The 26,397-nt window shown below is 57.9% G+C and carries 20 protein-coding genes and 2 tRNA genes; 10 read left to right on the top strand and 12 right to left on the bottom strand.

From position 1 onward, the window contains the following. Positions 1-80: 80 nt before the first annotated feature. The 6 genes from ACQ4WM_RS11980 to ACQ4WM_RS12005 are packed head-to-tail and all read right to left on the bottom strand — an operon-like array spanning position 81 to position 8,300. Complete coding sequence (locus ACQ4WM_RS11980) at positions 81-518, bottom strand: DUF695 domain-containing protein (protein ID WP_436546893.1); 438 nt, start codon at positions 516-518, stop codon at positions 81-83. A gap of 37 nt (positions 519-555) precedes the next feature. Further along, positions 556-1,233 (bottom strand): hypothetical protein, encoded by a 678-nt coding sequence (locus tag ACQ4WM_RS11985; protein ID WP_436546894.1) that lies wholly within the window; start codon positions 1,231-1,233, stop codon positions 556-558. A 50-nt stretch (positions 1,234-1,283) separates the two neighbouring features. Beyond that, the gene (locus ACQ4WM_RS11990; RefSeq protein ID WP_436546895.1) at positions 1,284-1,550 is read right to left on the bottom strand and encodes a PAAR domain-containing protein; all 267 of its coding nucleotides are present in this window, start codon (positions 1,548-1,550) and stop codon (positions 1,284-1,286) included. Positions 1,551-1,560: 10 nt separating this feature from the next. Beyond that, positions 1,561-3,177 (bottom strand): type VI lipase adapter Tla3 domain-containing protein, encoded by a 1,617-nt coding sequence (locus ACQ4WM_RS11995; protein ID WP_436546896.1) that lies wholly within the window; start codon positions 3,175-3,177, stop codon positions 1,561-1,563. A gap of 43 nt (positions 3,178-3,220) precedes the next feature. Then, positions 3,221-5,482 (bottom strand): T6SS effector phospholipase Tle3 domain-containing protein, encoded by a 2,262-nt coding sequence (locus ACQ4WM_RS12000; RefSeq protein ID WP_436546897.1) that lies wholly within the window; start codon positions 5,480-5,482, stop codon positions 3,221-3,223. A 4-nt stretch (positions 5,483-5,486) separates the two neighbouring features. Further along, positions 5,487-8,300: a type VI secretion system Vgr family protein gene (locus ACQ4WM_RS12005; RefSeq protein WP_436546898.1), complete on the bottom strand. Its 2,814-nt coding sequence runs from the start codon at positions 8,298-8,300 to the stop codon at positions 5,487-5,489. Positions 8,301-8,441: 141 nt separating this feature from the next. On the opposite strand from ACQ4WM_RS12005, the gene ACQ4WM_RS12010 reads away from it, so the two are divergent. Continuing rightward, complete coding sequence (locus ACQ4WM_RS12010; protein ID WP_436546899.1) at positions 8,442-9,431, top strand: nucleoside hydrolase; 990 nt, start codon at positions 8,442-8,444, stop codon at positions 9,429-9,431. A gap of 2 nt (positions 9,432-9,433) precedes the next feature. On the opposite strand, the gene ACQ4WM_RS12015 is transcribed toward ACQ4WM_RS12010, so the two are convergent. Together ACQ4WM_RS12015 and ACQ4WM_RS12020 are read right to left on the bottom strand one after the other, a co-directional pair. Beyond that, positions 9,434-9,781, bottom strand: a complete 348-nt coding sequence (locus ACQ4WM_RS12015; protein ID WP_436546900.1) for a hypothetical protein — start codon at positions 9,779-9,781, stop codon at positions 9,434-9,436. After that, on the bottom strand, positions 9,778-10,215 hold the full coding sequence (locus tag ACQ4WM_RS12020) for a hypothetical protein (protein WP_436546901.1): 438 nt from the start codon (positions 10,213-10,215) through the stop codon (positions 9,778-9,780). The genes ACQ4WM_RS12015 and ACQ4WM_RS12020 overlap by 4 nt, the downstream gene beginning before the upstream one ends. A 189-nt stretch (positions 10,216-10,404) precedes the next feature. Here ACQ4WM_RS12020 and ACQ4WM_RS12025 point away from each other — a divergent pair, with 189 nt between their 5' ends. The 5 genes from ACQ4WM_RS12025 to ACQ4WM_RS12045 all read left to right on the top strand — a co-directional run bounded on the left by ACQ4WM_RS12025 (position 10,405) and on the right by ACQ4WM_RS12045 (position 18,251). Beyond that, on the top strand, positions 10,405-11,694 hold the full coding sequence (locus tag ACQ4WM_RS12025; protein ID WP_436546902.1) for an MFS transporter: 1,290 nt from the start codon (positions 10,405-10,407) through the stop codon (positions 11,692-11,694). 118 nt (positions 11,695-11,812) lie between these two features. Then, on the top strand, positions 11,813-13,303 hold the full coding sequence (locus tag ACQ4WM_RS12030) for a sensor domain-containing diguanylate cyclase (protein ID WP_436546903.1): 1,491 nt from the start codon (positions 11,813-11,815) through the stop codon (positions 13,301-13,303). Positions 13,304-13,615: 312 nt separating this feature from the next. Beyond that, positions 13,616-15,196, top strand: coding sequence for an isocitrate lyase (locus ACQ4WM_RS12035; RefSeq protein WP_436546904.1), 1,581 nt, complete (start codon positions 13,616-13,618; stop codon positions 15,194-15,196). A 603-nt stretch (positions 15,197-15,799) separates the two neighbouring features. After that, on the top strand, positions 15,800-16,102 hold the full coding sequence (locus tag ACQ4WM_RS12040) for a transposase (protein WP_436546905.1): 303 nt from the start codon (positions 15,800-15,802) through the stop codon (positions 16,100-16,102). Between the two features lie 154 nt (positions 16,103-16,256). Next, positions 16,257-18,251: an AAA family ATPase gene (locus tag ACQ4WM_RS12045; protein ID WP_436546906.1), complete on the top strand. Its 1,995-nt coding sequence runs from the start codon at positions 16,257-16,259 to the stop codon at positions 18,249-18,251. Between the two features lie 280 nt (positions 18,252-18,531). Here ACQ4WM_RS12045 and ACQ4WM_RS12050 read toward each other — a convergent pair. Together ACQ4WM_RS12050 and acs are read right to left on the bottom strand one after the other, a co-directional pair. Then, a tRNA-Ser gene (locus tag ACQ4WM_RS12050) sits at positions 18,532-18,622 on the bottom strand. A 128-nt stretch (positions 18,623-18,750) separates the two neighbouring features. Next, positions 18,751-20,739, bottom strand: coding sequence for an acetate--CoA ligase (acs, locus tag ACQ4WM_RS12055; RefSeq protein WP_436546907.1), 1,989 nt, complete (start codon positions 20,737-20,739; stop codon positions 18,751-18,753). A gap of 212 nt (positions 20,740-20,951) precedes the next feature. Here acs and ACQ4WM_RS12060 point away from each other — a divergent pair, with 212 nt between their 5' ends. The 4 genes from ACQ4WM_RS12060 to ACQ4WM_RS12075 all read left to right on the top strand — a co-directional run bounded on the left by ACQ4WM_RS12060 (position 20,952) and on the right by ACQ4WM_RS12075 (position 24,294). Continuing rightward, positions 20,952-21,548, top strand: coding sequence for a TIGR00645 family protein (locus tag ACQ4WM_RS12060; RefSeq protein ID WP_436546908.1), 597 nt, complete (start codon positions 20,952-20,954; stop codon positions 21,546-21,548). A 28-nt stretch (positions 21,549-21,576) separates the two neighbouring features. Next, on the top strand, positions 21,577-23,118 hold the full coding sequence (locus ACQ4WM_RS12065) for a fumarate hydratase (RefSeq protein WP_436546909.1): 1,542 nt from the start codon (positions 21,577-21,579) through the stop codon (positions 23,116-23,118). A 164-nt stretch (positions 23,119-23,282) separates the two neighbouring features. After that, positions 23,283-24,083 (top strand): glutamate racemase, encoded by an 801-nt coding sequence (gene murI / locus ACQ4WM_RS12070; RefSeq protein ID WP_436546910.1) that lies wholly within the window; start codon positions 23,283-23,285, stop codon positions 24,081-24,083. A 135-nt stretch (positions 24,084-24,218) separates the two neighbouring features. Further along, a tRNA-His gene (locus ACQ4WM_RS12075) sits at positions 24,219-24,294 on the top strand. A gap of 247 nt (positions 24,295-24,541) precedes the next feature. Here the strand turns inward: ACQ4WM_RS12075 and ACQ4WM_RS12080 are convergent. Together ACQ4WM_RS12080 and ACQ4WM_RS12085 are read right to left on the bottom strand one after the other, a co-directional pair. Next, entirely contained in the window at positions 24,542-25,873 is a 1,332-nt protein-coding gene (locus ACQ4WM_RS12080) for a HipA domain-containing protein (RefSeq protein WP_436546911.1), read from the bottom strand. Further along, complete coding sequence (locus ACQ4WM_RS12085; RefSeq protein ID WP_436546912.1) at positions 25,870-26,295, bottom strand: helix-turn-helix transcriptional regulator; 426 nt, start codon at positions 26,293-26,295, stop codon at positions 25,870-25,872. The genes ACQ4WM_RS12080 and ACQ4WM_RS12085 overlap by 4 nt, the downstream gene beginning before the upstream one ends. Between the last annotated feature and the right edge of the window lie 102 nt (positions 26,296-26,397).

Consider the following 26,397-nt stretch of genomic DNA (forward strand, 5'->3'; position numbering starts at 1 on the left):
GAGTTGTCGCCGAGAAGCGGAACTGTGCTTGAGCACAGTGAGCATCGCAGGCGGCAAATCACGACGCGCAGCAGGTTTGATCACGTTTGCGGCAGGGCGGCCATGAAGCCGGCATAAGTCGACCAGGCCGGGTCGGCCGCGCTGCGAATTTCAATCGGAAATCTTGGCTGTGACGCCAGCGCCGTATTGAGTCGGTTGAAAAACTCCTCGCCCGACTGCGTGTAATAAATCCATTCGCGCAGGTTCTCGCCGGTCGATACCAGCGCCAGCGTGGCAAAGCCGTCTTGCTCGACTACCGGCTCGAGTGCCGCTTCCAGCTCTTCCATGTGCTCGCGCTCGTTCGGTGACGGCATGCCGGTCTCGTTTTCGTAGCGCCAGGCAATGATGATGCGGTCTGGCTGCGACGACAAATCCCAGTCGTCATGGAAGGTGTCGACATAGCGATAGATGATGGCCATCTCGTCGCTATGCGTAACAATGGTGCCCCAGCTGCGGGCGGAAGTGGAATTCGGGTTCATGGCGTAGATTCACAGGGTAGAAAACGAGACGCGCAGTTTACCGCACCGGCGGACAAGTCACCGACCAGCCGTCATACTGCTGGCCGCTCTTGCGCAGCCAGACGCGGGCGTAAGTGTTGCGGTCGCTTCTGAACACCAGCGCATACTGCTCTTGCGCCTGGGGCCGCGAGGCCCCCACGTCGACGGCCGCCAGGCTGAAATTCAAGGCCCGCAGCGGGGCGCATTCGGTGTTACCGGCCATCAGCAACCGCGCCCGCGCCAGCAGCGGCTTCTGGTACAGCAATACGCCTTCCAGTTCCGTGTCTGGCACACGCTGCAGCAAGCGCACCGGCTCGGCCACGGGCCGGCAGGCGCCACGGTCCAGCCAGGCGTAATAATCGACGCCGCGCTCTTCCCAGCGCGCCTGCTTGCCCGCCCCCTTCAGCACATAGTTGCTGCGATGCGTGCGGCACAAGGCACCCTGCCCCCGGTGCGGTGCCGCTTCCATCGTGGCGCTGACTGTCCAGCCGCGGCTGCCCACCTCGCGCCGCACGTCAAACAGCGTGCGCGCGGCTTTGTCGCCGGGATGCGCCTGCGAATAAAATTGTTCGAACGACTGGCGTTCCTCAGTTGTCGCCGCGCGCGTCTGCGGCGCAGCACGCTCTGCCGCGCTGGCGGGCAGGCAACAAGCCAACAGGGCCAGCAGCGCCAGCGGGCGCAGGGAAGTAAATTGCATGCCATTCCTTGAGGAGTTGAGCAGGCAATTATAGAGGACAGGACAATCTCTCAGCTGGTACGGTATGTGGCGCCACCTGCCATCAGCGTCGCGCCGCAACTGGTGCGATCCCCTTCGAACGCCACCGCCAGGCCATTGATCGCATGGCGAGCGGAACCGCTGGCAATGGTGCAGCCGTTGTGGCCCTTGAGCGGGCAACTGCACAGGTCGCCAACACAGGCCACCGCGATGCCGCCGACCGTGACATGCGTGGCCGCACACGACAGCACCTTGCCGCCATGCGAGGTGGTATCGCCCAGACGAATGATTTTGCGCATGGATGCTCTCCTATTTCGTCGCCGGGCGTTCCAGCAGCGACTCCACCGATGGCGCCCCATAATTGGCCGGATCGACGGCGGGCGTGACGCGGCTGCGAAAAATCTCGCGCCCCGCCTGTTCTTCGCGCACGGCGCTTGATGGCGGAGTAATAAAAATGATGCTTGCCCGATTACGGTCGCGCAGGTTGATGGCCGCACTGGCGCCGCCCTCAAGGTAACTGCCCATCACGCCGATTGCCATCTGCACGAAAAAAGTCGCCGCACCGGTATTGCCCAGCCGCTGATCGGTATTGATAAACTGCGACGTCTTGCTGCTGTCAATCTCCGGCCCACCGTGCGCCGCATAATCGTGCAGCATGCCCTCCAACATCAGTTGCTGCGCCGGCTGCTTGCCGGTGGCGGCAACAATGCGCGCCGCCCCTTTGCTGCGTTCGGCTTGCGGCAAGGTCTGCAGCGCCTCCTGCCAACCGGCATTGAATATCTTCTGCCGCTCATCGCGGCGCGTTACAGGCTTGCCGTTTTCGTCGGTCAATTTGATAAATACGGGACGGTGTACAAAGCCGTACGAAGGCAGGCGGTCAAAGGTTGCCATCTGCTCGCGGTTCCACGGAATCGGAAACCACGGTGTCGGCTTCCAGGTCTGTGGCGGCCGGTTGATCCACGGGTTGATGGCATTGAACTGGTACACGCCCTGGCCGCGGACATCGGGACGCTGGGCGAATTTGGCGGTAGCGGCCAGCCATTCGGGAACGGTGGGTTGGCGAGTCTGAGGCACATAGGACGAAATATTGTCTGGCGGGGTGGCCAGGGAGTTCATTAATTCAAAATACATGGCCCTGAACTGCCCATTGACGAATTTATTCTCAGGATCGTCCCATATATACGGCTGCATGGATGCAACTCTCTCCCTGCGCGCCAGTATAAAGACTGCAGTGGCGTCGGGCATCTCGGGAACGTAATAACCATCATGCAGCTTCCTGGATTCGCCAGGTTTTCGACTCCCATCGCGGGTGCCCACGCTGTCTTCGGAATGTAATGCAACAAACGGTACATCCGGATTAGCATCGAAAAAAGCAAATACTTCATTGAGCAGATCATCGGGATGCTCATCCAGCTTCCACGATGCAATCGAAAACAGATGCATAGGCATGCCACCAGTTGCAGCACCGGCGACCAGTCCTGCCATCGGATCAGCCGGACTAGGCTGTTTAGAAGGATCAAGTATGGGCGTGCCGGCATAAAACGATGGCATTCCCCAGCAGATGGGCGTGAAATTGATACCATTTTCCAGTGCGTCATAGGCTCGGGTACCGCCTGTCCCATCCTTGTCTGATGCAGTCCACGGATATTTCTTCGCGTCCTGCTCGCGGATAGTTGTAAAAGGATTTCCCTTTTGCAAGGCATCCCAAAGCTTCCCTTGTCGGTACTTGTCCAGCGTGACACCCAGTCCTATCACTTCCAGTACATACTCGTGTTGCGCATGCTCACCGGACGTGGGATTCGCTTCTGTCGACAGCTTCTGCGATATTTGGCGACGGGTATCATTCTTTGCAGCAGCACCTATCCACAACAAGCCAGCAATCAACACCAGCAATACCGATAAGACCCAAAATAGACGGACCATCATGATTATCACCCTTGTGTAACATTGAACTGATCAATATTGCTGTTTATGTCGGATTTTCAGTCACTGTCTTCAACGCCTTTGTTTGCGAGATGACGATTTTCCACAAGCCCCCTGACAGCAATGGCAGTCCTGCAGGCAAGACACCGTTGTTGTAATAGTCAATAGTTCCATTAATAATTGCAGCTCTCCATGGGGGCTCCACATTTAAATAAACAGAATACGAATCACGAAATAGTTCCTCCAAAAGCATCCCCTTTCTTGGTTTATCGTTAGACTTCGGTTTTCTGATCCTCCAATCCGCCACCGCACACAAATACGCATAAAACTTCGGATCCGAACTGGCCTTGCCGCTGCCAATGGCCACGTCATACGCCGTCACCTGGCGATGGTTTTTGGCGCTGCCGATAATCGAGCTATGAAACGATTTGGCGCTCACTTCCCGTTGCCAGCGCAGGCGCGCTTCGTTCGGGCTTTCCTGTATGTCAGCCACCACATTGCCATCGGGGTAGCGTTGCGCGCGGACAATGGTGCGCCTGTCGGATTCGGGTTTTTTGTCCAGCCCCATTTCCTTGTTGTAGCCAGCTGTCATCAGTGCACGTTCTTGATCAGTAAGAAATTGCACTTTGTCAGGAGGCTCCTGATCGCCGCCGGGATCAGGACGATATTCCTTGTGCTCCAGCATGCCGCTCGCGCTCGTGACTGCAATCGTCGCTTCGCAGGGATCAACCTCTTCTGCAGGACCCTGATCCTTGGGTGAGCGTTTTTTCATCATCGATGTGGCCGGAATGTTGACCGGATCAATTTGCGACGTACCGCGCAGATCGGCCGGCACGGGCTTGTGCAATGCTTCGCCCGTGATGGTGCGGATGCCATTGCGCTGTTCTGTTTTGCTGAGCTTGGTATCGACAGGCCACGCCACTGCTTTATGGGAAGCGCGGTTGCTACGCAAGGAAGCTTCCACATGCGACTGCTCCGTTTCCGTCGCCAAACGTAGAGGGAAATCGAACGGCGGAGCCTTGCCTACCAACGACAGTGCGCTCTTTCCTGTCGCAGGGTCCAGCCGCTGCTTGTTGCTGAATACGCGCTGGTAAAAGCGCTGGCCCAGTTCCTCCAGCGGCTTGCAGGCAAGATTACGCAAAAATGGAATCCTGAGAACGCCTCTCTTGCCGTGCTCCAGAGTGGCTCTTTCTTCTATCGCAACCTCGCTACCGGTGGCAACGTCAGCCACGCCATCCCAGCCGATACCCTGGATATTGTCGAGCGCCACCGTCATATCTTCCGGGCAAAAATACAGATATACCTTGCCGCGATTGTCGCGGTCGGCCTCCGCTTTCCAGCCGCTGCCAACCATGCCCCCATGCTGGTCTTCTTTCAAATCTGCAAACGCAGGAGCGTTCGCCTTGCCGCTGCCCTTTGCCACGCCGGCCACGATATTGACCAGTGTTTTCAAACGCGCAGACAGCGTCTGCATCCCGTCAAGCAAGTGATAATACGGGCGCATGGCCGTATCCCCGCCACCATCGAACGAACTGAGTATTTTCATCAGCGTGGGGATTTCATCGACCAGGCTATACGGCGGATGCATCAAGATCAGCGTGTCGGCCGGCGCCAGTCCTTTTTCCATCAGCATCGCCTGCGCCAGCAGCGACAGCAAACAGCCCTGGCTATGCGCCACGATGCTGACGGTCTCTTGGGCATCGTAATCGCGGATCATGGAAATCAGCGCGGCCAGGCGCTGCGCCGCCAGCACCATATACATGCGGCCAGGCGCTGTGCGCAAAGGCCGCAGGGCGTCATTTACCGGATCGAGCGGCGCCTTGATGCCGCGGCGCCACATGTCGGGCAGGCTGCTGGTGGCGTTGCCGAAGGGGCCGCCTTCTTTCGACAGGTCCTTGTCCAGCCTATTGCCGTAGCGGTCGACATATTGTCCATGCATGGTGCCAGCTTTGCCCTTGACCTCGCGGTAGCCCCAGTAAAACGGAATCACGGGGCTGTTGGTGTCTTCGGTGAAATTGCGCTTGAAAAACACGGCGTCAGGATCTTCTTCCAGCTTGTCCTTGTCGGCCGCCACCGGCATGCGATACGAGGCTGGCGTGAAGCCGCGCCCCAGCCTGTCCTTCAAGCCCTCGCACAGGCCCTGCTCGACCGCCTGGTAGCTGATGCCCAGGTCATTGACGCCATGGATGACGATGATATTGCCCGGCAAATTGCGGCGTATGCTGACTTTCTTGCAGGCCTTGCGCTCGCATTGCAACAGCGTGACGTCCTTGCCCACCACGTACGGTATTTTCGGATACAGGCTCATGGCGTCAGTCCTTTTGATTGAATACTTCAACACCAGCCAGGTGCATGGCGTCGCGTTCCAGCAGATCGCTCTTGCCCTCGGCATCACTGTGTCCGTCAAGCGCCGAGCCATCACCCAATTTGATTTCAAACGGCGATTGCGGTGCCAGTTGCGGCTCGTGCTGGTTATCGTCAGCTTCATACTCAAACACGAACTGCTGATCAGCCTTGCCCTCCGTAAAGCCCGGCAATTGCGCTTCCATGCTCTGCGCTTCGCCGAACGCAAAACTGGGCGCGTTGAACTTCAGTGGCGAGTCGCTGCCCAGCGTAATGCCGTCGGCGATGCGGATAAAGGCACCGTGCCTGGAGATCAACACGATCTCATCGGCCATGGCGGTGATCTTGCCCTCGCTGGCCGTCAGCTTCAGGTTCTTGCCAGCATTGATGTCGGTATCGTCGTGCTGGCTCTGCAGCAGCAACTTGCCATGGTGGGCGATCGCGCGCAGGCCGTCGGCATGGGCAAACAGGGAAATACCCTTGCCCGCGTTGACGCTGCAACGTTGCCCGGCCACCCATTGCAGATGCTGCTGCGCTACCGTATCGATATTGCTGGCGGCATAGCTGATAATGGCTTTGGAGCTGGCAAAGCTGATGCCGGCCGGCGCGCTGACGGCGATCAAAGGTGCGCCACCGGGCGGCGTGCGCGGCTCGGTGTTGCTGGCGCCTTCCCAGCTTTTCAGATCCTGCTGCAACTCTTGCTGCGCCTGCTCTTCAGGCTGGCCGCCGTCATGGCTGGCGGCATACTTGCCCAGCGAGCGGAACAACTGCAAACAGTTTTCCATCAGCGCCAGCGTTTCGCTGCGCGCCATCTGTCCGCCTTCGCCATCAAGCCGCTGCCAGGCCGACAACAACATGCCCTTGCCGGCGCGCAGCGCCAGTTGCTCGTCGGTGCGTAGTTCCGCTCCTTCACCGCGCGCCGCAGTGCTGACTTTGCCCCGCTCCTGCGTCAGCCAGCCCAGGTTGAGTTGGGAAGCGCCATGATCACTGGCAAGCTGGGCACTGATCTGCCCAGGCATGTCATCAAAGCGCAGGCGATTCCCGCGAGCGCCCTTGATCTCGCGGCTTTTCATGCCCGACAAATAGCGGTTGCCAGGCAGTTCACCCGACTGGCTCAAGGCAATCGGCTGCGCATCATGGTTATACAGTTGGCCAACGATGACGGGCAGGTCCGGGTCGCCGCCTGGAAACGCCAGCAAGACTTCGCTGCCCACCCGCGGCAAACCGAGGAAACCGCACTGGCGGCCGCTGCCCGGTCCATTGCCGGCCCAGCTGGACGCCACCCGCACCCAGGCCGAATCGGCATCGGTATCGCCCGCGCCAGTGCCCCGCGCATGTTGATGGTCAATCAGGCGAGTGGCAGGAAAACGCACCTTGACGCGGCCATGCGCATCGCAATGGACCTCTTCCTTCGCCGGCCCCACCACAACCGCGCTTTGCATGGGCAGCGGCGGCAGGTCGGTACGGGGATCATAGGCCGGCACGATGGGCACGCCACGCCGCACCGCCGTCAAGGCGACATGCATGCGCATGGGGCCTTGCGCCACCATGGCGTCGGCATCGCGTTGCAGCTGCGCATCGCCCTCTTGCAGCCAGCGGTTGCGCTCAAACAAGCGCCGCACGCGCGCGGCCAGCGCCTTCGGCAGATTGTTCTGTGCCGCCACTTGCAGCGAGGTGACGACAAAGTCGCGTTCAAGCGCGGGCAAGCGGTCGATATCGGGATGGCACAGCAAGGTAAAATATTCGCCCGCACACAGGTCGCGCACGCTGCCTTCGGCATGGAAACAATGGCTGGCGTAATCGTGACGCTGCATCGCCAGCATGCCCAGATGACACAGTGCTTCATGGTCCGAGGCGCCCGTTTGCGCCGTGCGCGGGGGCAATACCAGGTAATCGTCGAGGGTGGCGGCCAGTGCATTGCCGTGCATGCCGGCCGTCAGCTCGGCCGACATGAAGGCACGTGAGCGCGGATGTTCCTCGTTCCAGCGGTGACGGGTAACCTTTTCCGCTTGCAAGGTGTGCACTTCGCTCCAGGCACTCAGGGTATCGCGCTCTTCGGTGGCGCGTTCTGCATGGTAGCGCACGCTGCCCGCCGCACTCTGCCGCAGGCCATCGGCATGGTTGAACAGCACCAGGGTATGCGACGGCGCCACCGGCGCATGAACCGGGCCTGGGTTGCCGGCGCGAAAAAACCAGCCCACTCCGCTGCGCGCCAGCAAGCGGCGCACAAAGGCCGCATCGGACTCGTTATGCTGCATCACGAATTCGCGCTGCGGATAGCTTTCCGCTTCAAAGAAATCCGCATACACATACTGGAAGGCATGGGCCAGGACGCTGTTGCTGCGTATCCATTCGTCCAGCAGCAGCTGGACGATCTCGATATCGCTCTGGCGGCGAAACACGCGCGTATTGATGCGCTTTTCCATGACGGAAAATACATCGGTGAATACCAGCTGATAACTGGCCAGGCCACCGTCGCTGTCGCCGGCACTGGCCTCGGTGACGATGCCGCACACACTGCACAGCTCACCGCGATCGGTAACGATATCGAGCGCGGCGGGCAGCCCCACCAGGCTGGCCAGCGGCAAGCCGCCATGGTGCGACACGCAGAGCATGCGATACGCGATGCCGCCGCATATGGCTTGCCGGCCAAACACGGTCTGCGGTATCAACGCACCCGCCGGCAGCCCGGGCGTGGACGCCAGGCGCAAATGCAGGGGGCGGTGTTCGCCCGATAAGTGATCCGGCTGCCAATCCGCAGAAAAGTCATCATCGCCATCCATCGCCGCCTCCCGTTCACGCCTCAGAGAAAACGACAATGCCATGGAAGGCACAGGCAATTCTTGATTCTTAGCAACTGATCACGCACCGGCCCCGGCACGCTGCTAAAATCGCCGCTGTTCCTCTACTCTTCCAGGTTCGCCATGTCTTGTTATTCCTCGCTGCTGCGCCGCATGGCCGTGCTACCGGTTTTCCTGGCCGGCTCGCTGTTGGCCGGTCCCGCCAGCGCCGCACCAGCCGCGCTGCCGGCACCCCATAAAGTCATCGTCGACATGGATATCGGCGACGATATCGACGACGCCTTTGCCCTGGCCCTGCTGCTGCAAAGTCCCGATATCGAGATTATCGGCATCACCACGGCCTGGGGCGACACGGCCTTGCGCACGCACTTGCTGGAGCGTTTTCTGCGTGAAACAGGCCATGCGGGCATACCCGTGGCGCAAGGCGCGGCCACCGCCAACCCTACGCCATTTACCCAGGCGCGCTATGCGCTGCGCGGGCAGGCGCCAGCGAAGGCGCCGGAAGACGCCGCCAGTTTTATTGTGCGCGAAGTGGCGCGCCAGCCGGGCCAGGTCACCTTGCTGGCACTGGGGCCGTTGACGAATATAGGCGCCGCCATCGCCCGCGACAAGGCCGCGTTTGGCAAAGTGAAACAGGTGGTGATGATGGGCGGCTCGGTGCGGGCCGGCTACCGCAAGTCGCAATATGTGCCGGTGCGCCCGGCCGACAAGGAATACAACATCGTCTCCGATATTGCCGGTGCGCAGGCGCTGTTCAACACTGGCGTGCCGATCGTCATGATGCCGCTCGACTCGACCCAGATCCGCCTTGACGAAGTCGAGCGCAACGCCATCTTCGGCCACGGCTCGCCGCTGACCGACGCCGTCACCCTGCTCTACCATCAATGGATAGACAGCTACCAGCCCTGGTCGAGCAATATGCCGTCGCTGTTCGACGTGGTGCCCGTTACCTGGCTGATCGATCCGGCCAGCTGCCCCACCACCCCGCTTCGCATTGCTGTCACCGACGACGGCTTTACGCGCGAAGTGGCAGGCCAGCCCAACGCCCAGGTCTGCCTGGCGTCAAGCCAGCCGCGCTTTTTCGACATTGTCATGCAGCGGCTGCTGAAATAATGTCAGCCAGGTTCGCCACTTCGGTCCTGGCGCGCCGCGATCACCTGATGTAGTTGCCCCACTGTCAAGGCCATGACCTTTTCCTTGCGAAACAGCGCCAGCGGATTCCAGCCTTCGCCATGAAACAGGAATTGATCCAGTTCCAGCCCGAAGGCCTCGCGCAGCGTGCCATCGCTGCCCGCAAACGAAACATCAAACGCCTGCTCCAGGTCTGCCAGCAGGTCGCAGCCATCATCGCCGGTAATGCCCAGGTCATCTTCGAGCACGGTGGCGCCGGTGATCATGACATGCTCGCGTAGCGACTGGCTGGCGCGGATGGCGCGCACGACGTTGTCAAAGGTGGCGATCATGCAGGCAGCGCGAAATAATGGTGCAAAAAATCATTGAAGGTCGGCCACTGCGGCGCCAATCGACCTTCCCTGAAATCCTGCAATTCGGTGCCCAGCGACACGCCCAGCACCTGGCCCGTGCCGCGATGATAAAAGTAACCACTGCCGCCTTCAAAACTGTCGAGCGGCAAATACTGCTGCGGCAGCCCCAGGGTCTCGTGGCAGCTTTTGATGGCCAGTGCATAGTCGGTGTTTTTGGCAAACCAGCAGACCTGGTACAGTTCCTTGCCCTGCCGGATAAACGTCGGGCCGTCCTCCACGTGCAGGCAAAACTGCCCGAATGCCGAGCCGGCGTCCACACCGAGGCGCTGCAATTCAATCGCATAGTCGGCGCTGGCCTCGTCATACCACCAGCCTTGCTGCCTGAAAAAGTCGGTCAATTTTTGGTTTAGCATAGTCACTCACACTGATTGAATCATGATGGCACAGGCATTGTATCGTTGACCTTTTGCTCAGGCGAACACGGTACAAAGCACGCGCAAGCGACACCGCCGGCCACGATCCGGACTTAACGTTTACTCAAGGGTGGGAAATGCGTATGCTACGGATGGCAGTTCCTCCCATAAAATACATAAAAGAGACACATGGCTTCCACTGATATTGCGTCCGCACGCCCCCTGACCCAACAGGACTACAAAACACTGTCGCTGGCCGCCCTGGGCGGTGCGCTGGAATTCTACGATTTCATCATCTTCGTCTTCTTCGCCAACGCGATTGGCCAGTTGTTCTTTCCAGCGGAAATGCCGGACTGGCTGCGCCTGCTGCAAACCTTCGGCATCTTTGCCGCCGGTTACGTGGTGCGTCCGCTGGGCGGCATCGTGATGGCCCACTTTGGCGACTTGCTGGGCCGCAAGCGCATGTTTACCCTGTCGATCCTGTTGATGGCCGTGCCGACCCTGCTGATCGGCCTGCTGCCGACCTACGCCGTGATCGGCCTGGCCGCGCCGCTGCTGCTGTTGCTGATGCGCATATTGCAGGGCGCCGCCGTCGGTGGCGAAGTGCCGGGCGCCTGGGTGTTTGTGTCGGAACACGTGCCGAGCCGCTACACGGGGCTGGCCTGCGGCATTCTGACGGCAGGCCTGACGGTCGGCATCTTGCTCGGTTCGCTGGTGGCAACCGGCTTAAACACTGTATATACCCCGGCCGAAGTGCTGGACGGCGCCTGGCGCTACCCCTTCCTGCTGGGCGGCGTGTTCGGCTTTGGCGCCATGTATCTGCGCCGCTGGCTGCATGAAACGCCGGTATTTGCAGAAATGCAGCAGCGCAAGGCGCTGGCCACCGAAATGCCCTTGAAATCCGTGCTGCGCAGCCATCGCGGCGCCGTTGCGGTGTCCGTTTTGCTGACCTGGATGCTGTCGGCCGGCATCGTGGTGGTGATCTTGATGACGCCGGCCCTGCTGCAAAAAATCCACCATATCGATGCGCGCACCACCCTGGTGGCCAATACTTGCGCCACCTTGTGCCTGGCATTCGGCTGCGTGCTTGCTGGCTGGCTGGCAGACCGCCTGGGGCCCAAACCGGTGCTCCTGGCCGGCTCGCTGCTGCTGGCCATCGCGACCTACATCTTTTACACCACCGTCGGCAGCCGCCCCGACCTGCTGCTGCCGCTGTACGCGATCACGGGCCTGTGCGTGGGTGTGGTTGGCGCCGTGCCTTGCGTGCTGGTACAGGCTTTCCCGGCGCAGGTACGCTTTTCGGGATTGTCGTTTTCATACAACATCTCGTATGCGATTTTTGGCGGTCTGACACCGGTCGTCGTAACCCTGATGCTTAAGAACAATGTGCTGGGCCCGGCCTATTATGTGATTGGCGTATGCGTGATCGGCATGCTGACGGCCCTGTTCATTAAAAACGGCAAGCAGACACACCATTGACCGTCCATCACCCAGGCTGGTCGTGACAGGCTCGCCTGCCGACCAGCTTACTTACACAGGTGGCGTCATGCAGCATAGCAAACAACCACCGTCCCTATTGCGCAAGCAGCAACGCTCCATGCGCACGCTGATGAGCATGGCGCTGGCCTGCATCTGCGTGGCCTTGATGGCGGCAACCGCCTGGATCGTCTGGTCGTCTTACCAGACCCGCCTGCGCGAAGCTGGCATCGCCACCGAAAACATGGCGCGCACGCTTGCCTCACAGGCCAATACCGCCATCAAGATTGCCGACGTAATGCTCGATGACATCGTCGAACGTTCCGAGCGCGACGGCAGCAGTGGCCAGGCCGCCCAGCGCCTTGGCGCACACATGGTGCATCTGACCGAAAGAGTGCCTGAAATCCATGGCCTGTTCCTGTATGACGAGACCGGTGCATGGAAAGCCACCTCGCTGGGCGTGCCCTTCAAGGGCGACAATTCAGACCGCAACTATTTTATTTTTCACAAAACCCATCCGCACAGCGCCACCCTGATCAGCGCGCCCGTGCGCAGCCGCTCGACCGGCCACTGGATCATTCCGGTCTCGCGCAGGATAGACCATGCCGACGGCAGCTTTGCCGGCGTGGCGCTGGCCACCTTGCGGCTGGACTCGTTCGAGCGCGTGTTCGACAGCCTGGACCTGGGCCGCTCGGGCACCGTGTTCTTTGCGCTGGAAAACGGCACCCTGATCTATCGGCGCCCGTTCCAGGAAAAACTGATCGGCACCGATTTATCGTCAGGCGCGGTGATGCGCAGCTACCGCGAAAAGAGCCAGACCGGCACGCTGATGCTGGTGGCGAAAATTGACGGCATCGAGCGCCTGTACAGCTACCGGCGCCTGGACAGCTACCCGATTATCGTGTCGGCGGCGCTGTCGAAGCAGGACATTTTTTGGCCGTGGAGACTGGCCAGCGCGCAGATCCTGGGCGCCGCCCTGTGCGCCATCGCCACGCTGATATGGTTCTTCCGCAAGCTGATGCGCCAGGCCACGATGCGCGACCAGGTTGAAATGCAATTGCGCGCGGCCAGCCAGGAACTGGAACAAGCCAATGCCGATCTGAAAACCATGGCCTGGAAAGACGGCCTGACCGGCTTGGCCAATCGCCGCGCATTCGACGGCAAGCTGGAACGCGAAAGCCGGCGCGCCCGACGCGACGGGCAGCCCTTGTCGCTGATACTCCTGGACGTCGATTACTTCAAGAAATTCAACGATGCCTACGGCCATGTGGCCGGCGACGACTGCCTGCAGACCATCGCCAGGGCAGTAGCCAGCAGCGCCGCCCGTGGCGAAGACCTGGTCGCCCGTTATGGCGGCGAAGAGTTTGCGGTTATCCTGCCCGGCACCGACAGCGCCGGCGCCGCGCTGGTGGCCGAAGCCGTGCGCCAGACGGTATTGGCGCTGGGCATCGTGCACGCCGGCAGCCCGATCGGCCTGGTAACGGTCAGCCTCGGCGTGGCCACCACCAGCGATGGTGACTATCACGATGCCAGTTCAACGCAATTGCTGCAGCGCGCTGACGCCCTGCTGTATCGCTCGAAGAGCGCCGGGCGCAACCGGGCCAGCGCTTGACCATACAATTGCCCGCCTGGTTGCTGCATAATCGCTGCAGTGCACCAAAATCCGAAACCCTATTTCACATTGCGAAATAGCGCTGGTGCAGCGCCTGCCTCAAGCGTCTCGCTTTTTGAAAATTCATTCCACATCCCGAAATTTTATAATCAAGTCATTGAAAAACAAGGATAAAATTTAAGTTATATGTCTTATATAAGACTTGATGAACTTCATAAAAATGGCCTACTATTTAGTCATGCAGTTTGCTTCAACAAGACGCGGCGGCACACTCGACGATTTTCTTACTTCGCTTTTTTTCAGGAGATTCACATGTCCCAATATCAAGACGACATCAAGGCAGTTGCAGGTTTGAAAGAGCAACAAGGCAGCGCCTGGAACGCCATCAATCCCGAGTCCGCCGCCCGCATGCGCGCCCAGAACAAATTCAAGACGGGCCTGGACATTGCCAGGTACACAGCGAAAATCATGCGCAACGATATGGCCGCGTATGACGCCGACCCGTCGAAATACACCCAGTCGCTGGGCTGCTGGCACGGTTTCATCGGTCAGCAGAAGATGATCTCGATCAAGAAGCACTTCAACAGCACCGACCGCCGCTACCTCTACCTGTCCGGCTGGATGGTGGCCGCGCTGCGCTCCGAGTTCGGCCCGCTGCCAGACCAGTCCATGCATGAAAAAACCGCCGTCACCAGCCTGATCCGCGAGCTCTACACCTTCCTGCGCCAGGCCGATGCACGTGAACTCGGCGGCCTGTTCCGCCAGCTTGACGCTGCCCAAGGCGACGCCAAGGCCGCCATCCAGGCCAAGATCGACGACCACGTCACCCACGTGGTGCCCATCATCGCCGATATCGACGCCGGTTTCGGCAATGCCGAAGCGACCTATCTGCTGGCCAAGCAATTCATCGAAGCGGGCGCCTGCTGCATCCAGATCGAGAACCAAGTGTCGGATGAAAAACAATGCGGCCACCAGGACGGCAAAGTGACGGTGCCGCACGAAGACTTCCTGGCCAAGATCCGCGCCATCCGCTACGCCTTTCTGGAACTGGGCGTGGACGACGGCATCATCGTTGCCCGCACCGATTCGCTGGGCGCCGGCCTGACCAAGCAGATCGCCGTCACCGCCACGCCGGGCGACCTGGGCGACCAATACAATTCATTCCTCGACTGCGAAGAAGTATCGGCCGACGCGCTGGGCAATGGCGACGTGATCATCAAGCGCGAAGGCAAGCTGCTGCGCCCGAAACGCCTGCCCAGCAACCTGTTTCAGTTCCGCGCCGGCACCGGCGAAGAGCGCTGCGTACTCGATTGCATCACCTCGCTGCAAAACGGCGCCGACCTGCTGTGGATCGAAACGGAAAAACCGCATATATCGCAAATCGGCGGCATGGTCAGCGAAATTCGCAAAGTCATCCCGAACGCCAAACTGGTGTACAACAACAGCCCGTCGTTCAACTGGACCCTGAACTTCCGCCAGCAGGTGTATGACGCCATGAAGGCCGAGGGCCGCGACGTGTCCGCCTACGAACGCGGCCAGCTGATGAGCGTGGAATACGACGAGACCGAACTGGCTGCCACGGCCGACGAGAAAATCCGCACCTTCCAGGCCGACGCCGCCCGCGAAGCCGGTATTTTCCACCATCTGATCACGCTGCCGACCTACCACACGGCGGCGCTGTCGACCGACAATCTGGCCAAGGAATACTTCGGCGACCAGGGCATGCTGGGCTACGTGGCCGGCGTGCAGCGCAAGGAGATCCGCCAGGGCATCGCCTGCGTCAAGCACCAGAACATGTCGGGTTCGGACATCGGCGATGATCACAAGGATTATTTCAGTGGGGAGGCGGCGTTGAAGGCGGCGGGGAAAGATAATACGATGAATCAGTTCTGATTTTTAAGGCTGGTTTTGAATGGGAAAGCCCGCTTCGGCGGGCTTTTTTTGGCCAGCGGCAATGCAAGCCGTAGGTCGGGTTAGCGCAGCGTAACCCGACATGCTATGCCGATCGACCAGCCAAGGCGGGCGCGCAGGTATCATTTCAGTGGGCGGCGTGGCGGTGGGATTCGTTCTATATTCTCTGCTCGGCTTTCGGGGTTCTACCAGGCTCTACGCAACAGTTCATGTCTGAATGGCCGATCTGATCCTTTCTGCTTTCGAAATCGGCGATCAAACCACCAGCTTCGTCTGGCTGACCGGCCAACTAATGGGCATCGCGCGCTGGCCAGTTTTACGCCAGCCACAATGATCAAGTGGGTCGCCCGGAAGTGCTGACCGATGCTGGGGCCAATGTGGTCTGGCGCGCCAACAATGCCGCCTTTGACCGTACGGTTATTGTCGACAATATCGCAGTACCGGTGTCACAGTACCGGCAGTACCGGTGTCAGGTCCGCCATTCGCACAGTACCGGTGTCAGGTCCGCCATTCGGACACGGACTCATGCATGGGTGCCGTAAAAGGAGACGGGGTCAGGTCCGCCACTACGACACGACCTGAGCCATGCTGGCATGGAAACCTCTGCGCAATCTTAGAGATAATGCGCATGGCTCAGGTACCGTCTACCGCATGATGCGACCACTACGACTTGAGTTAGCTGGTGCGCTCTACCACGTTACTTCGCGCGGCGACCGGGGTGGCACCGTTTACCGGGGCGATACCGATCGCCTTACATCGCTAAAAGTGCTTGCCCTGGTATGTGAGCGACACCATTTTGGTGTGCATGGCTTTTGCCAAATGGGCAATCATTATCATCTGCTCGTTGAAACGCTCAAGGCAAATCTGTCGCAGGCATGCGCCAACTGAACGGCTTGTATATCCAGTATTTCAATCGGTGCCACAAGCTTGTCGGACATGTATTGCAAGGTCGCTATGGTATCTGACCCGGGCACTCCTTATTGCCTGCAGGTTTATTCCTCTCTCACTTTCATTTTTACCATTAATTCCAAAGAGGAAATATATGGTAGATTTTGAAATAAATTTGCTTTACAATAAATTACCCAAAATATTTCGTTCGGAGAAAAAAATGCTAGTTGGAGTCTTTTTACGCCACTATAAAATTTACCGTGCTATTAATTTTATCCCAATCAGTTCTGGAGCAGGTTTTTCTGCGTATTTGGGAGCAAATGGTAGCGGCAAAAGCTCCATCCTAGACGCTCTGGATAAATTTTTCAATGGCGGTGAGTGGAGTATAAACGCACAGGCGAAATCTGAAGGAGGCATATCTGGGGACGAAAAATCGCCATTTATAATGCCAATATTTCTCGTACCAAGAGAGAAGATAAAAAATGTTCCAGCGGCGGATGCTTTAAGTTCGTATTTGTGGACCACAAATTATCGAACAGTAGACGCGCACAACGATTTTTATGATGTACGGTTAAGTCTTATTGCTAATGGTTATAGTAATACGTCACACTATCTACTCCCTCTTGGAAAGCAGCATGGAAAGAGTAATGGGCACATAGCCTCATTCGGAAAAGATCCCACGCTTATTAGAATATTTGAAGAGCTACAAATAACGGAATCTGAAATAAATCACTTACTTTCCGAAGTTTTAAGCCTATACGCATATTTTTACATCCCCGTTGAAGCCGACGCCAGTTTATTTTCAGCGATAGAATCTCGTCATGTTCAAAAACTATTAGATGAAGACATCAAGGAAAAAATCCAAAAAGCTATTGGCTCATCAACAGTATCATCCATTAATACCTCGCTACAGCAGTTTGTCAACGAGATCGGAAGTAGCTTAAAAAATTATGAATATAAAGGCTCATATAAAAATAAATTAACAATGAATGACTTAGTGGAAAAAGTTTTTGAGGCCTATTTTTCCATAAAAATATTACATGGAAAGCAAAAAGGCCACTCTCTCCCAGTTCGAGAAATGAGCGCCGGTGAGAAGAGACGGGCGTTGATTGACCTTTCATACTCGTTGCTTGCAAGGAGTGCGACCAGAAGCCATACAGTCATATTAGCTATTGATGAACCTGACGCTTCCTTGCATACGTCTGCATGCCATGATCAATTCGCCAAGCTGGCTGAAATTCCAGATATCACTTCTCCGCCTACGCAAGTTTTAGTCACAACACATTGGTATGGTTTTTTACCAATCGTTCAAAATGGTGTAGCTCACGCCATTAGTCACGAAAATGAAAGAAACACATTCTACTCTTTCGATTTGTATAACTTTCGAGAGCAAATAAAGCATACGTTAAGAAATTCAACAACGCCTATTGCCATCGATGTTGAGCTAAAAAGTTACAATGACATGATTCAGTCAATTGTTTCCTCAGCAATCAGACCTAGCCCATACAATTGGATTTTGTGTGAAGGCCTATCAGACAAAATATATCTGGAATATTATTTGGCAGAATTTATAGAAAAGGAAAACTTGAGAATTATTCCTTTGGGTGGCTACAAAGAGGTGAGACGGACCTATGATTATCTTTGGCAACCGCTAAATGATCCTGCTTATCGAACCACAGGAAAAGTTCTATGCCTTATTGATACTGATGCCCGGCTTGAAGCCGTTGTTTTGAAGGCTAAAAGTGCATCTATTCAATTTAGCAGGATTATTTACGAACCCCTAGTCGATGATTGTGTATTAGTGAATGTAGATGATCAGAGAAGCTCACCTGCAACAGAAATAGAACAGGCTTTAAACGCAACTCATTTTGTAGATACAGTTTCACAATTAGATAATTTAGGACAAAACTCCGTGATCAAGGAAATTGTAGCTTCGGCCAATATAAATAGCAATTCTGCATCCGTTTTCGGACATCTAGATTTGGGACCGTTAGCTACCAAAAAGATGATGGAAGAGTATTTCGATAAGGATGACAACAAAGTCAAATTTGCCCGACAATATGTTGCTAGAAATTCTGTCGGCATACCTCTATGGGTGACAGAGGTTGCAGATTACTTCAGACCTCGGAAGCCACGAAAAGGTAAATAGTGCAGCAAGGGATGCCGGGTAAGGTCCGCCATTCAGACTCGGACTTATGCATTGGCCGCCCTAAAAGCATGCTCAGCCGAAAACCTAATTAGAACCACGAACGCGCGCCGCAGGTGCGCGAGGCTGCCGCGCAGCGGCAGCAGTTGGTAGATTCGGAGAGGGCCGGGCCGGTAGGCCCGACCCTTCGAATCCCCCGCGTACGCCCCGCAGGGGGCGTACTTCTCTCCGCCGGCAGACGAAAAAAAAGCTACCCGAGGGTAGCTTTCTTTTTTTTCGTCTTTGGCGGAGAGAGGGGGATTCGAACCCCCGATAGAGTATTACCCTATACACGCTTTCCAGGCGTGCGCCTTCAGCCGCTCAGCCATCTCTCCTGCATGCAATGCTGGCGTATTACTTGCATTGCTACTGGCTCCGCTTGTCGCGAAGCCGCAGATTATAGCAAGGAATCACCAAACTGCCAAAGATATTTACCCCTGGCAGTAAAAGTGGTTCGCCCGTCTTACGACGTCTCTTTCAGCTGATCCAGGATGGCCGGGTTTTCCAGCGTCGACACGTCTTGCGTAATCGTTTCGCCCTTGGCCAGCACGCGCAGCAGGCGGCGCATGATTTTGCCGGAGCGGGTTTTGGGCAGGTTGTCGCCGAAGCGGATCTCTTTCGGTTTGGCAATCGGGCCGATTTCCTTGCCGACCCAGTTGCGCAGCTCCAGCGCCAGCTTTTTCGCTTCCTCGCCGGTCGGGCGCGCCTGTTTCAGCACCACGAAGGCGCAGATCGATTCGCCGGTGGTGTCGTCGGGGCGGCCCACTACCGCCGCTTCGGCCACCAGCGGGTTGGCGACCAGGGCCGATTCGATTTCCATCGTGCCCATGCGGTGGCCGGAAACATTCAGCACGTCGTCGATGCGGCCGGTGATGGTGAAGTAGCCGGTGTCCTTGTTGCGGATGGCGCCGTCGCCGGCCAGGTACATCTTGCCGCCCAGTTCTTCCGGGAAGTAGCTGGACTTGAAGCGATCGGGGTTGTTCCAGATGGTGCGTATCATCGAAGGCCATGGGCGTTTCACGACCAGAATGCCGCCCTGCCCGTTCGGCACGTCCTGGCCTGCTTCGTCGACAATCGCCGCCATAATGCCTGGCAATGGCAAGGTGCACGAACCCGGCACCATCGGCGTGGCACCCGGCAACGGGGTGATCATGTGGCCGCCGGTTTCGGTTTGCCAGAAGGTGTCGACGATCGGGCATTTTTCGCCGCCGATGTTTTTGTAGTACCACATCCACGCTTCCGGGTTGATCGGCTCGCCGACCGTGCCCAGCAGGCGCAGGCTGGACAGGTCGTAGTGCTGCGGATGGACTTTCGGGTCCACGTCGGCCGCCTTGATCAGCGAACGGATGGCGGTGGGCGCCGTGTAGAAAATGCTGACGTTGTGTTTCTTGATGGTTTCCCAGAAGCGGCCTGCGTTCGGGTAGGTCGGGATGCCTTCGAACACCACTTGCGTGGCGCCGACGGCCATCGGACCATAGGCGATATAGCTGTGGCCCGTCACCCAGCCGATGTCGGCGGTGCACCAGAACACGTCGTCGGGCTTGATGTCAAAGCTCCACTTCATGGTCAGCGCGGCCCACAGCAGGTAGCCGCCGCTCGAATGCTGCACGCCTTTCGGGGTGCCGGTGGAACCGGAGGTGTACAAGATAAACAGGGGATGCTCGGCATCGACCCATTCCGGCTCACACTCGGCGCTCTGGCCTTCGACCAGCTCGTGCAGCCAGGTGTCGCGGCCCTCGACCATGTTCAGGTCGCTGCCGGTGCGCTGGTAGACGATCACGTTTTTCACCGACTCGCAGCCACCCAGCGCCAGCGCTTCGTCGACGATGGATTTCAATGGCAGTTTCTTGCCGCCGCGCAGTTGTTCGTCGCCCGTGATCACGGCCACGGCGCCGGCGTCGATGATGCGTTCCTGCAAGGATTTCGCCGAGAAACCGCCGAACACCACCGAATGGGTGGCGCCGATGCGCGCGCACGCCTGCATGGCGGCCACGCCTTCGACCGACATCGACATATAGATGATCACGCGGTCGCCCTTGGCGATGCCCTTGGCTTTCAGGCCGTTGGCGAACTTGCAGACTTTTTCGTGCAGTTGCGTGTAGGTGGCCTTGGTCACCGTGCCGTCGTCCGCTTCAAAAATGATGGCGGTCTTGTCGCCCAGGCCGTTTTCGATATTGCGATCCAGGCAGTTGTACGAAACGTTCAGCAGGCCGTCTTCGAACCATTTGTAGAACGGTGCGTCGTCTTCGTTCAGGGTGCGGGTAAACGGCTTTTTCCAGACCAGGTGTTCTTTCGCCAGGCGCGACCAGAACCCTTCGTAGTCGGCCTCGGCTTCGGCGCACAGCGCGTTGTAGGCATCCATGCCGGCCACCGTAGCCTGCGAGGTGAACGCCGCTGATGGAGTGAAGATGCGCGATTCCTCTGGACCTTGTTGCGTGGTAGTGCTGCTCATATGTGTCTCCATTGTTGTAGTGTTTCGCTCCAACATAAACTTTGTCGCTTACTTAGCCCTTACAGACTGCTGGCATGGTGCCATTTGGTCAATCTTTCCACAGCTAATTCTACAACGGTGCGCCGCAACATGCCGGTGCGGTAGCTCAGCGGCACGTGTAAAATGTCGGCAACCTTTATCCAGTCTGCCTCAATTTCAGGAGTACCGCCCGAATGTCCGATCCTAAACCGAAGCTGCGTCCCTTGCCAGCGTTTATCTTTATGTCGCGCTGGCTACAGTTGCCACTGTATCTGGGCTTGATCCTGGCGCAGTGCGTCTATGTGTTCCACTTCTGGGTGGAACTGAAAGATCTGATCGGCGCCGCCCTGGGCAACGAGGCGGCGCTGCAGCACATCTTCACCGCGGTCGCGGTCAAGGGTGCGGCGGTGCCGGAAAAACTCAATGAAACCACCATCATGCTGGTTGTGCTCGGCCTGATCGACGTGGTCATGATCTCGAACCTGTTGGTGATGGTCATCATCGGCGGCTATGAAACCTTCGTCTCGCGCATGAACCTGGAAACGCATCCAGACCAGCCGGAGTGGCTCTCGCACGTGAACGCGTCGGTGCTCAAGACCAAGCTCGCCATGGCCATTATCGGCATCTCGTCGATCCATCTGCTGAAGACTTTCATCAACGCCGACGCCTATTCGGAAAAAGTACTGATGGCGCAAACGACGATCCACATCGCGTTCCTGCTCTCGGCCATGGCCATCGCCTACACCGACCGCCTGACGACGATGACCCACAACGATTCAAAAACCCACTAAGCTTTCCTCTTCCAACCGCGAGAACACCATGACTGTCATAAAGCAAGAAGACCTGATCGAATCCGTCGCCGCAGCGTTGCAGTACATTAGCTACTACCACCCTGCCGATTACATCGAGCACCTGGCGCGCGCCTACGAGGCCGAGCAAAGCCCGGCCGCAAAAGATGCGATCGCGCAAATCCTGACCAATTCGCGCATGTGCGCGGAAGGCAAGCGTCCGATCTGCCAGGACACGGGTATCGTCAACGTCTTCCTGAAAATCGGCATGGGCGTGCGCTTTGAAGGTTTCAGCGGCACCGTCACCGACGCCGTCAACGAAGGCGTGCGCCGCGCGTACAACTTCGACGACAACAAGCTGCGCGCCTCGATCGTGGCCGACCCGCATTTTGACCGCAAGAACACCAAGGACAACACGCCAGCCGTGGTGCACATGGAGCTGGTCGAAGGCAATACCGTCGACGTGAAAGTGGCGGCCAAGGGTGGCGGCTCGGAAAACAAGTCGAAGATGATCATGATGAACCCGTCCGACTCGCTGGTGGACTGGGTCATGAAGACGGTGCCGACCATGGGCGCCGGCTGGTGCCCGCCGGGCATGCTGGGCATCGGCATTGGCGGCACGGCGGAAAAAGCCATGCTGATGGCCAAGGAAGTGTTGATGGAAGACATCGACATGTTCGAACTGAAACAGCGCGGCCCGCAAAACAAGCTGGAAGAACTGCGCATCGAACTGTGCGACAAGATCAACTCGCTGGGCATCGGCGCGCAAGGCCTGGGTGGATTGACCACCGTGCTGGACGTGAAGATCATGATGCACCCGACGCACGCCGCCTCGAAGCCAGTCGCCATGATCCCGAACTGCGCCGCCACCCGCCACGGCCACTTCGTGCTGGACGGCTCCGGCCCGGCCTACATGACGCCGCCGCCAATGTCGACCTGGCCTGACGTATCGTGGGCGCCGGACACGGAAAAATCGAAACGCGTCGACCTGAACACTTTGAGCAAGGAAGAAGTCGCTTCGTGGACACCAGGCCAGACCTTGCTGCTGAACGGCAAGATGCTGACCGGCCGCGACGCCGCGCACAAGCGCATCCAGGACATGCTGGCCAAGGGCGAAGAGTTGCCGGTGGACTTCAAGAACCGCGTTATCTACTACGTCGGCCCGGTCGATCCGGTGCGCGACGAAGTGGTTGGCCCGGCTGGCCCGACGACCGCCACCCGCATGGACAAATTCACCGACATGATGCTGGAAAAAACCGGCCTGATCGCCATGATCGGCAAGGCCGAGCGCGGCCCGGCCGCCATCGAAGCTATCCAGAAACACCAGTCGGCCTACCTGATGGCCGTCGGCGGTTCGGCCTACCTGGTGTCGAAAGCCATCAAGGGCGCGAAAGTGCTGGGCTTTGCCGACATGGGCATGGAAGCGATCTACGAGTTCGACGTGGTCGACATGCCGGTGACGGTAGCAGTGGACTCGAAAGGCACCTCGGTGCACAACACCGGGCCGAAGGAATGGCAGGCCAAGATCGAGCAGATGAATAGCGTCAGCAAGATTCCTGTGACGGTTGCTTAAACAGGCACTACCATGAACGCCGCGCGGCATATTGCCAGCGCGGCGTTTTCATTTCCATCGGCTTTTATATGACTTTTACCTTAAGTAATAGCGCAAATCTGGGGTCAGACCCGTCGGGTCTGACCCCGGCATTAAATATAGCCAGTGGAATATCCCCAATCGGCGTGTTCGACTCCGGCGTCGGCGGCCTGTCGGTGCTGCGCCATATCCGCGCGCAACTGCCGCACGAAGACCTGATCTACGTGGCCGATTCCGGCTACGCGCCGTATGGCGACAAGACCGAGCAGCAGGTGATCGACCGCTCGCTGGCCGTGGCCGCCTGGCTGGTGCAGCAAGGCATCAAGGCGCTGGTGGTGGCCTGCAACACGGCCACCATCGCCGCCATCAAGGCGCTGCGCGCGCGCTACCCCGAGCTGCCGATCGTCGGCGTCGAGCCTGGCCTGAAACCGGCGGCCGCCGCCAGCCACAACGGCAAGATCGGCGTGCTGGCCACCGAGCGCACCTTGCGCGGCGAAAAACTGCTGGCCCTGCGCGAACAGGTCAGCACCGCCACCGGCGCGACCTTCATTTTGCAGCCCTGCATAGGCCTGGTCGAACGCATCGAGCAATGTGCGATGGGCAATGAGCCGGGCGACGCCACCAGTACCATGCTGGAACGCTATATCGCCCCGCTGCTGGCGCAAGGGGTCGACACCCTGGTGCTCGGCTGCACCCACTACCCCTTCGTGCAAGACGCCATCACCCGCACGGTGCGCGCGCATACCCAGCAGCAGGTAGCCCTGATCGATACCGGTGACGCCGTGGCGCGCCAGCTGACCCGCCTGCTCGACGCAGCCAGCCTGCGCCGCGACCTGAACCAGGCGCCGCAACTGCACGGCTACACCACCGCCGGGGTCGAGGCATTGACGACAGCGTTTGCCGGTTTGCTGGACCTGCATCCGCCTGTGCAACACATCGCCGTCTAGACGAAACCAGGCGTTCTCAGGCAATCTTTCGAAAAATTAAAAAAGACTGCATTTAGATTTGCCACTTCGCCGAGTTCTTTGTATAATTCGGCACCTGTTCAGCAAAACACTCGCTGAACTAGCAGTAAGACAGTGGTGGCTGTAGCTCAGTTGGTAGAGTCCAGGATTGTGATTCCTGTTGTCGTGGGTTCGAGCCCCATCAGCCACCCCACAGAATATGCAGGAAAATCAAAGGGTTACATGCTTCGGCTTGTGACCCTTTTTTGTATTTCCCAACGGTATTTCTGATTTTCCAACGCCCACCCTGCACCATCTAAAGCCCCAAAAGCTTCTTTTCTTCTGAGCCCCGCTTCAGCTGGCGCGCTTCTGAGATACCTGCCACAACAGTTTTCCTCATAACCGCCGCCATCGAATCCCATGTTATCGCTCTTGAACTCCTGCTCTCCGATATAGCAGGATTAGCGCGCAAGATTGGCTAGCATGTCCTTGACAATGATATTTTCCAGCACACTCAGGAGACGCACTTCCATTCCCGCAAACAACTTGGCCTCGGCAGCGAGTGCAGCGTGGCGCTTTTCCAGCGCGTCACGCTCTTTCTTCAATGCGGACGGTACCCGGCTAACCACCTCAGCCAGAATTCGTTGTGCGGCCGGACGCGGCACACCCAACTCTTCGCCGGCGGCCAGGATGCTCTCTTTGGTCACGCTCCCAAACGAGTCTGCACCTGGTAGCGCAATGGCCATGCGCACGTTCGGCCAGCTCGCATTATCTTGTGCGATAGCCTTCGTGTAATAAGCTCCCGTGCTCAAAAGGTCGTAGTGCTCAGTCAGCCTGACGCCGTCCGCTGCCACGAAAAAAGACAGGTTTTTGAGATGGCAGTCGTCGTTTGCCACCAGGACGTTAAAAACAAGCCAGCGAAACAACCGGGTCCTGGTTTGCAGTTTGTTGGTTGTCTTGTTGATGATTTCGTTTAGTGCCTCCAGTGAAGCGCCGTTGTACTTGAACACCCGAGAACGGTTCAACAACTGGCAGGCGTCGATGATGTGCAAGCGTTTGACGTCAATTTGAGGAAGCCCGTTCGCCTCACTCCCTAACTGCGCAACCACCCGGTCAAACCGGTTAACGATATAAACCGGCTGGGGCACGTAGCGCATATGGACATTGGGCGTTGGTAGTCCCGCTGCGCGTGCCAAACGCATGGCCAGATACTCGTTAGAGACTGACGCAGGATATGCACGCTTGTCTGGATGGTTTGGCTTCAGGATATGCGTCGAAGCCGTGGCGCCTTCAGGTTCGTACAGCCTGCCATCCTGATATACCACGAGCAGCTTGTGCTGCGCACCGGCAAGAGACATCCGTTTGGGTGCCCTCGCGGCCAACGTCCTAATTGGCAGGTCAGCGATGCGCTGGCTAAGCGTTTGGTCCGACAGTTCGCGAATGCTGGGCTTGCCGCCCGGGAGTGTGTCCGGTGGGAGTAACGTCAGGGAGCCTGCGGACTCCGCACCGAGGTACTCGAGGAGTGCAAATGCATCTGCCCCTTTGACCCCTGCTTCTTTCTCGATTGCCTGCCGCAGCATTTCTTCCGGAAGCAAATTATCGAAATACCACTGCACGGGGCGCGTCGTACTGCCGTCGATGTGTTTGCCTTGGGCGCGTGACAGGCCAGGAGCCAGGTCATACCCCTGCGTCGCCGTTATCCACTTTGCGTCATATTCGAATTGCCAGAGGTCTTCCTGTTCACGCAGAACACCTACCAATACGGTGTCGATATAGACGTTGAGGCTACTCATGCATCACTCTTCTTCGACTCTTCGGCGCCGGCCGGCTCGCCCGCATTTTTCTTGAGGCGAGTGCTGGGCTGTCGAGATTTGAGAATAGCCAGCACGCGCGATGCGTCGTCCGGAATGTCGACGCTCACGGTAATGCCCAGTTCCTCAAGCAAGCGAAGAACCCGGCCAAACTGTACGGTGGGCTTCCCCCGTTCCACCTCAGCAGTGAAGCGGCGGCTGACACCAACCGCTCCGGCCAGGTCATCTTGCCGAACCTGAGAGCTTTTGCGCACCGCACGAATAGCCAGCCCGAGGTCTTCGGTTGAGTGAATGGGATGCTTCACAATAAGCCTTTCAAATGGGTTTTTGACTACGCTCGTAGCGATTATGACGATACACCAGAAAGGGGCAAGAAAATGAGCACGCTCGTGAGCATAATCCATGAAAAACAGGTCGCGCACAACAAAATAACTACGATCGTAGTTATTTCGTTTGAAAAACTCATCTGTAATGAGATTTGACTACACTCGTAGTCATTGTGGTGA

The organism is Janthinobacterium longum, from assembly GCF_051380735.1.
Lineage (GTDB): Bacteria > Pseudomonadota > Gammaproteobacteria > Burkholderiales > Burkholderiaceae_D > Janthinobacterium.

What these genes read in the sequence shown, in the direction of transcription:
- ACQ4WM_RS11980 (WP_436546893.1), bottom strand. Translation starts at nt 518, where the DNA reads ATGAACCCGAATTCCACTTCCGCCCGCAGCTGGGGCACCATTGTTACG.
- ACQ4WM_RS11985 (WP_436546894.1), bottom strand. Translation starts at nt 1,233, where the DNA reads ATGCAATTTACTTCCCTGCGCCCGCTGGCGCTGCTGGCCCTGTTGGCT.
- ACQ4WM_RS11990 (WP_436546895.1), bottom strand. Translation starts at nt 1,550, where the DNA reads ATGCGCAAAATCATTCGTCTGGGCGATACCACCTCGCATGGCGGCAAG.
- ACQ4WM_RS11995 (WP_436546896.1), bottom strand. Translation starts at nt 3,177, where the DNA reads ATGATGGTCCGTCTATTTTGGGTCTTATCGGTATTGCTGGTGTTGATT.
- ACQ4WM_RS12000 (WP_436546897.1), bottom strand. Translation starts at nt 5,482, where the DNA reads ATGAGCCTGTATCCGAAAATACCGTACGTGGTGGGCAAGGACGTCACG.
- ACQ4WM_RS12005 (WP_436546898.1), bottom strand. Translation starts at nt 8,300, where the DNA reads ATGGATGGCGATGATGACTTTTCTGCGGATTGGCAGCCGGATCACTTA.
- ACQ4WM_RS12010 (WP_436546899.1), top strand. Translation starts at nt 8,442, where the DNA reads ATGTCTTGTTATTCCTCGCTGCTGCGCCGCATGGCCGTGCTACCGGTT.
- ACQ4WM_RS12015 (WP_436546900.1), bottom strand. Translation starts at nt 9,781, where the DNA reads ATGATCGCCACCTTTGACAACGTCGTGCGCGCCATCCGCGCCAGCCAG.
- ACQ4WM_RS12020 (WP_436546901.1), bottom strand. Translation starts at nt 10,215, where the DNA reads ATGCTAAACCAAAAATTGACCGACTTTTTCAGGCAGCAAGGCTGGTGG.
- ACQ4WM_RS12025 (WP_436546902.1), top strand. Translation starts at nt 10,405, where the DNA reads ATGGCTTCCACTGATATTGCGTCCGCACGCCCCCTGACCCAACAGGAC.
- ACQ4WM_RS12030 (WP_436546903.1), top strand. Translation starts at nt 11,813, where the DNA reads ATGCGCACGCTGATGAGCATGGCGCTGGCCTGCATCTGCGTGGCCTTG.
- ACQ4WM_RS12035 (WP_436546904.1), top strand. Translation starts at nt 13,616, where the DNA reads ATGTCCCAATATCAAGACGACATCAAGGCAGTTGCAGGTTTGAAAGAG.
- ACQ4WM_RS12040 (WP_436546905.1), top strand. Translation starts at nt 15,800, where the DNA reads ATGCTGGCATGGAAACCTCTGCGCAATCTTAGAGATAATGCGCATGGC.
- ACQ4WM_RS12045 (WP_436546906.1), top strand. Translation starts at nt 16,257, where the DNA reads ATGGTAGATTTTGAAATAAATTTGCTTTACAATAAATTACCCAAAATA.
- acs (WP_436546907.1), bottom strand. Translation starts at nt 20,739, where the DNA reads ATGAGCAGCACTACCACGCAACAAGGTCCAGAGGAATCGCGCATCTTC.
- ACQ4WM_RS12060 (WP_436546908.1), top strand. Translation starts at nt 20,952, where the DNA reads ATGTCCGATCCTAAACCGAAGCTGCGTCCCTTGCCAGCGTTTATCTTT.
- ACQ4WM_RS12065 (WP_436546909.1), top strand. Translation starts at nt 21,577, where the DNA reads ATGACTGTCATAAAGCAAGAAGACCTGATCGAATCCGTCGCCGCAGCG.
- ACQ4WM_RS12080 (WP_436546911.1), bottom strand. Translation starts at nt 25,873, where the DNA reads ATGAGTAGCCTCAACGTCTATATCGACACCGTATTGGTAGGTGTTCTG.
- ACQ4WM_RS12085 (WP_436546912.1), bottom strand. Translation starts at nt 26,295, where the DNA reads ATGGATTATGCTCACGAGCGTGCTCATTTTCTTGCCCCTTTCTGGTGT.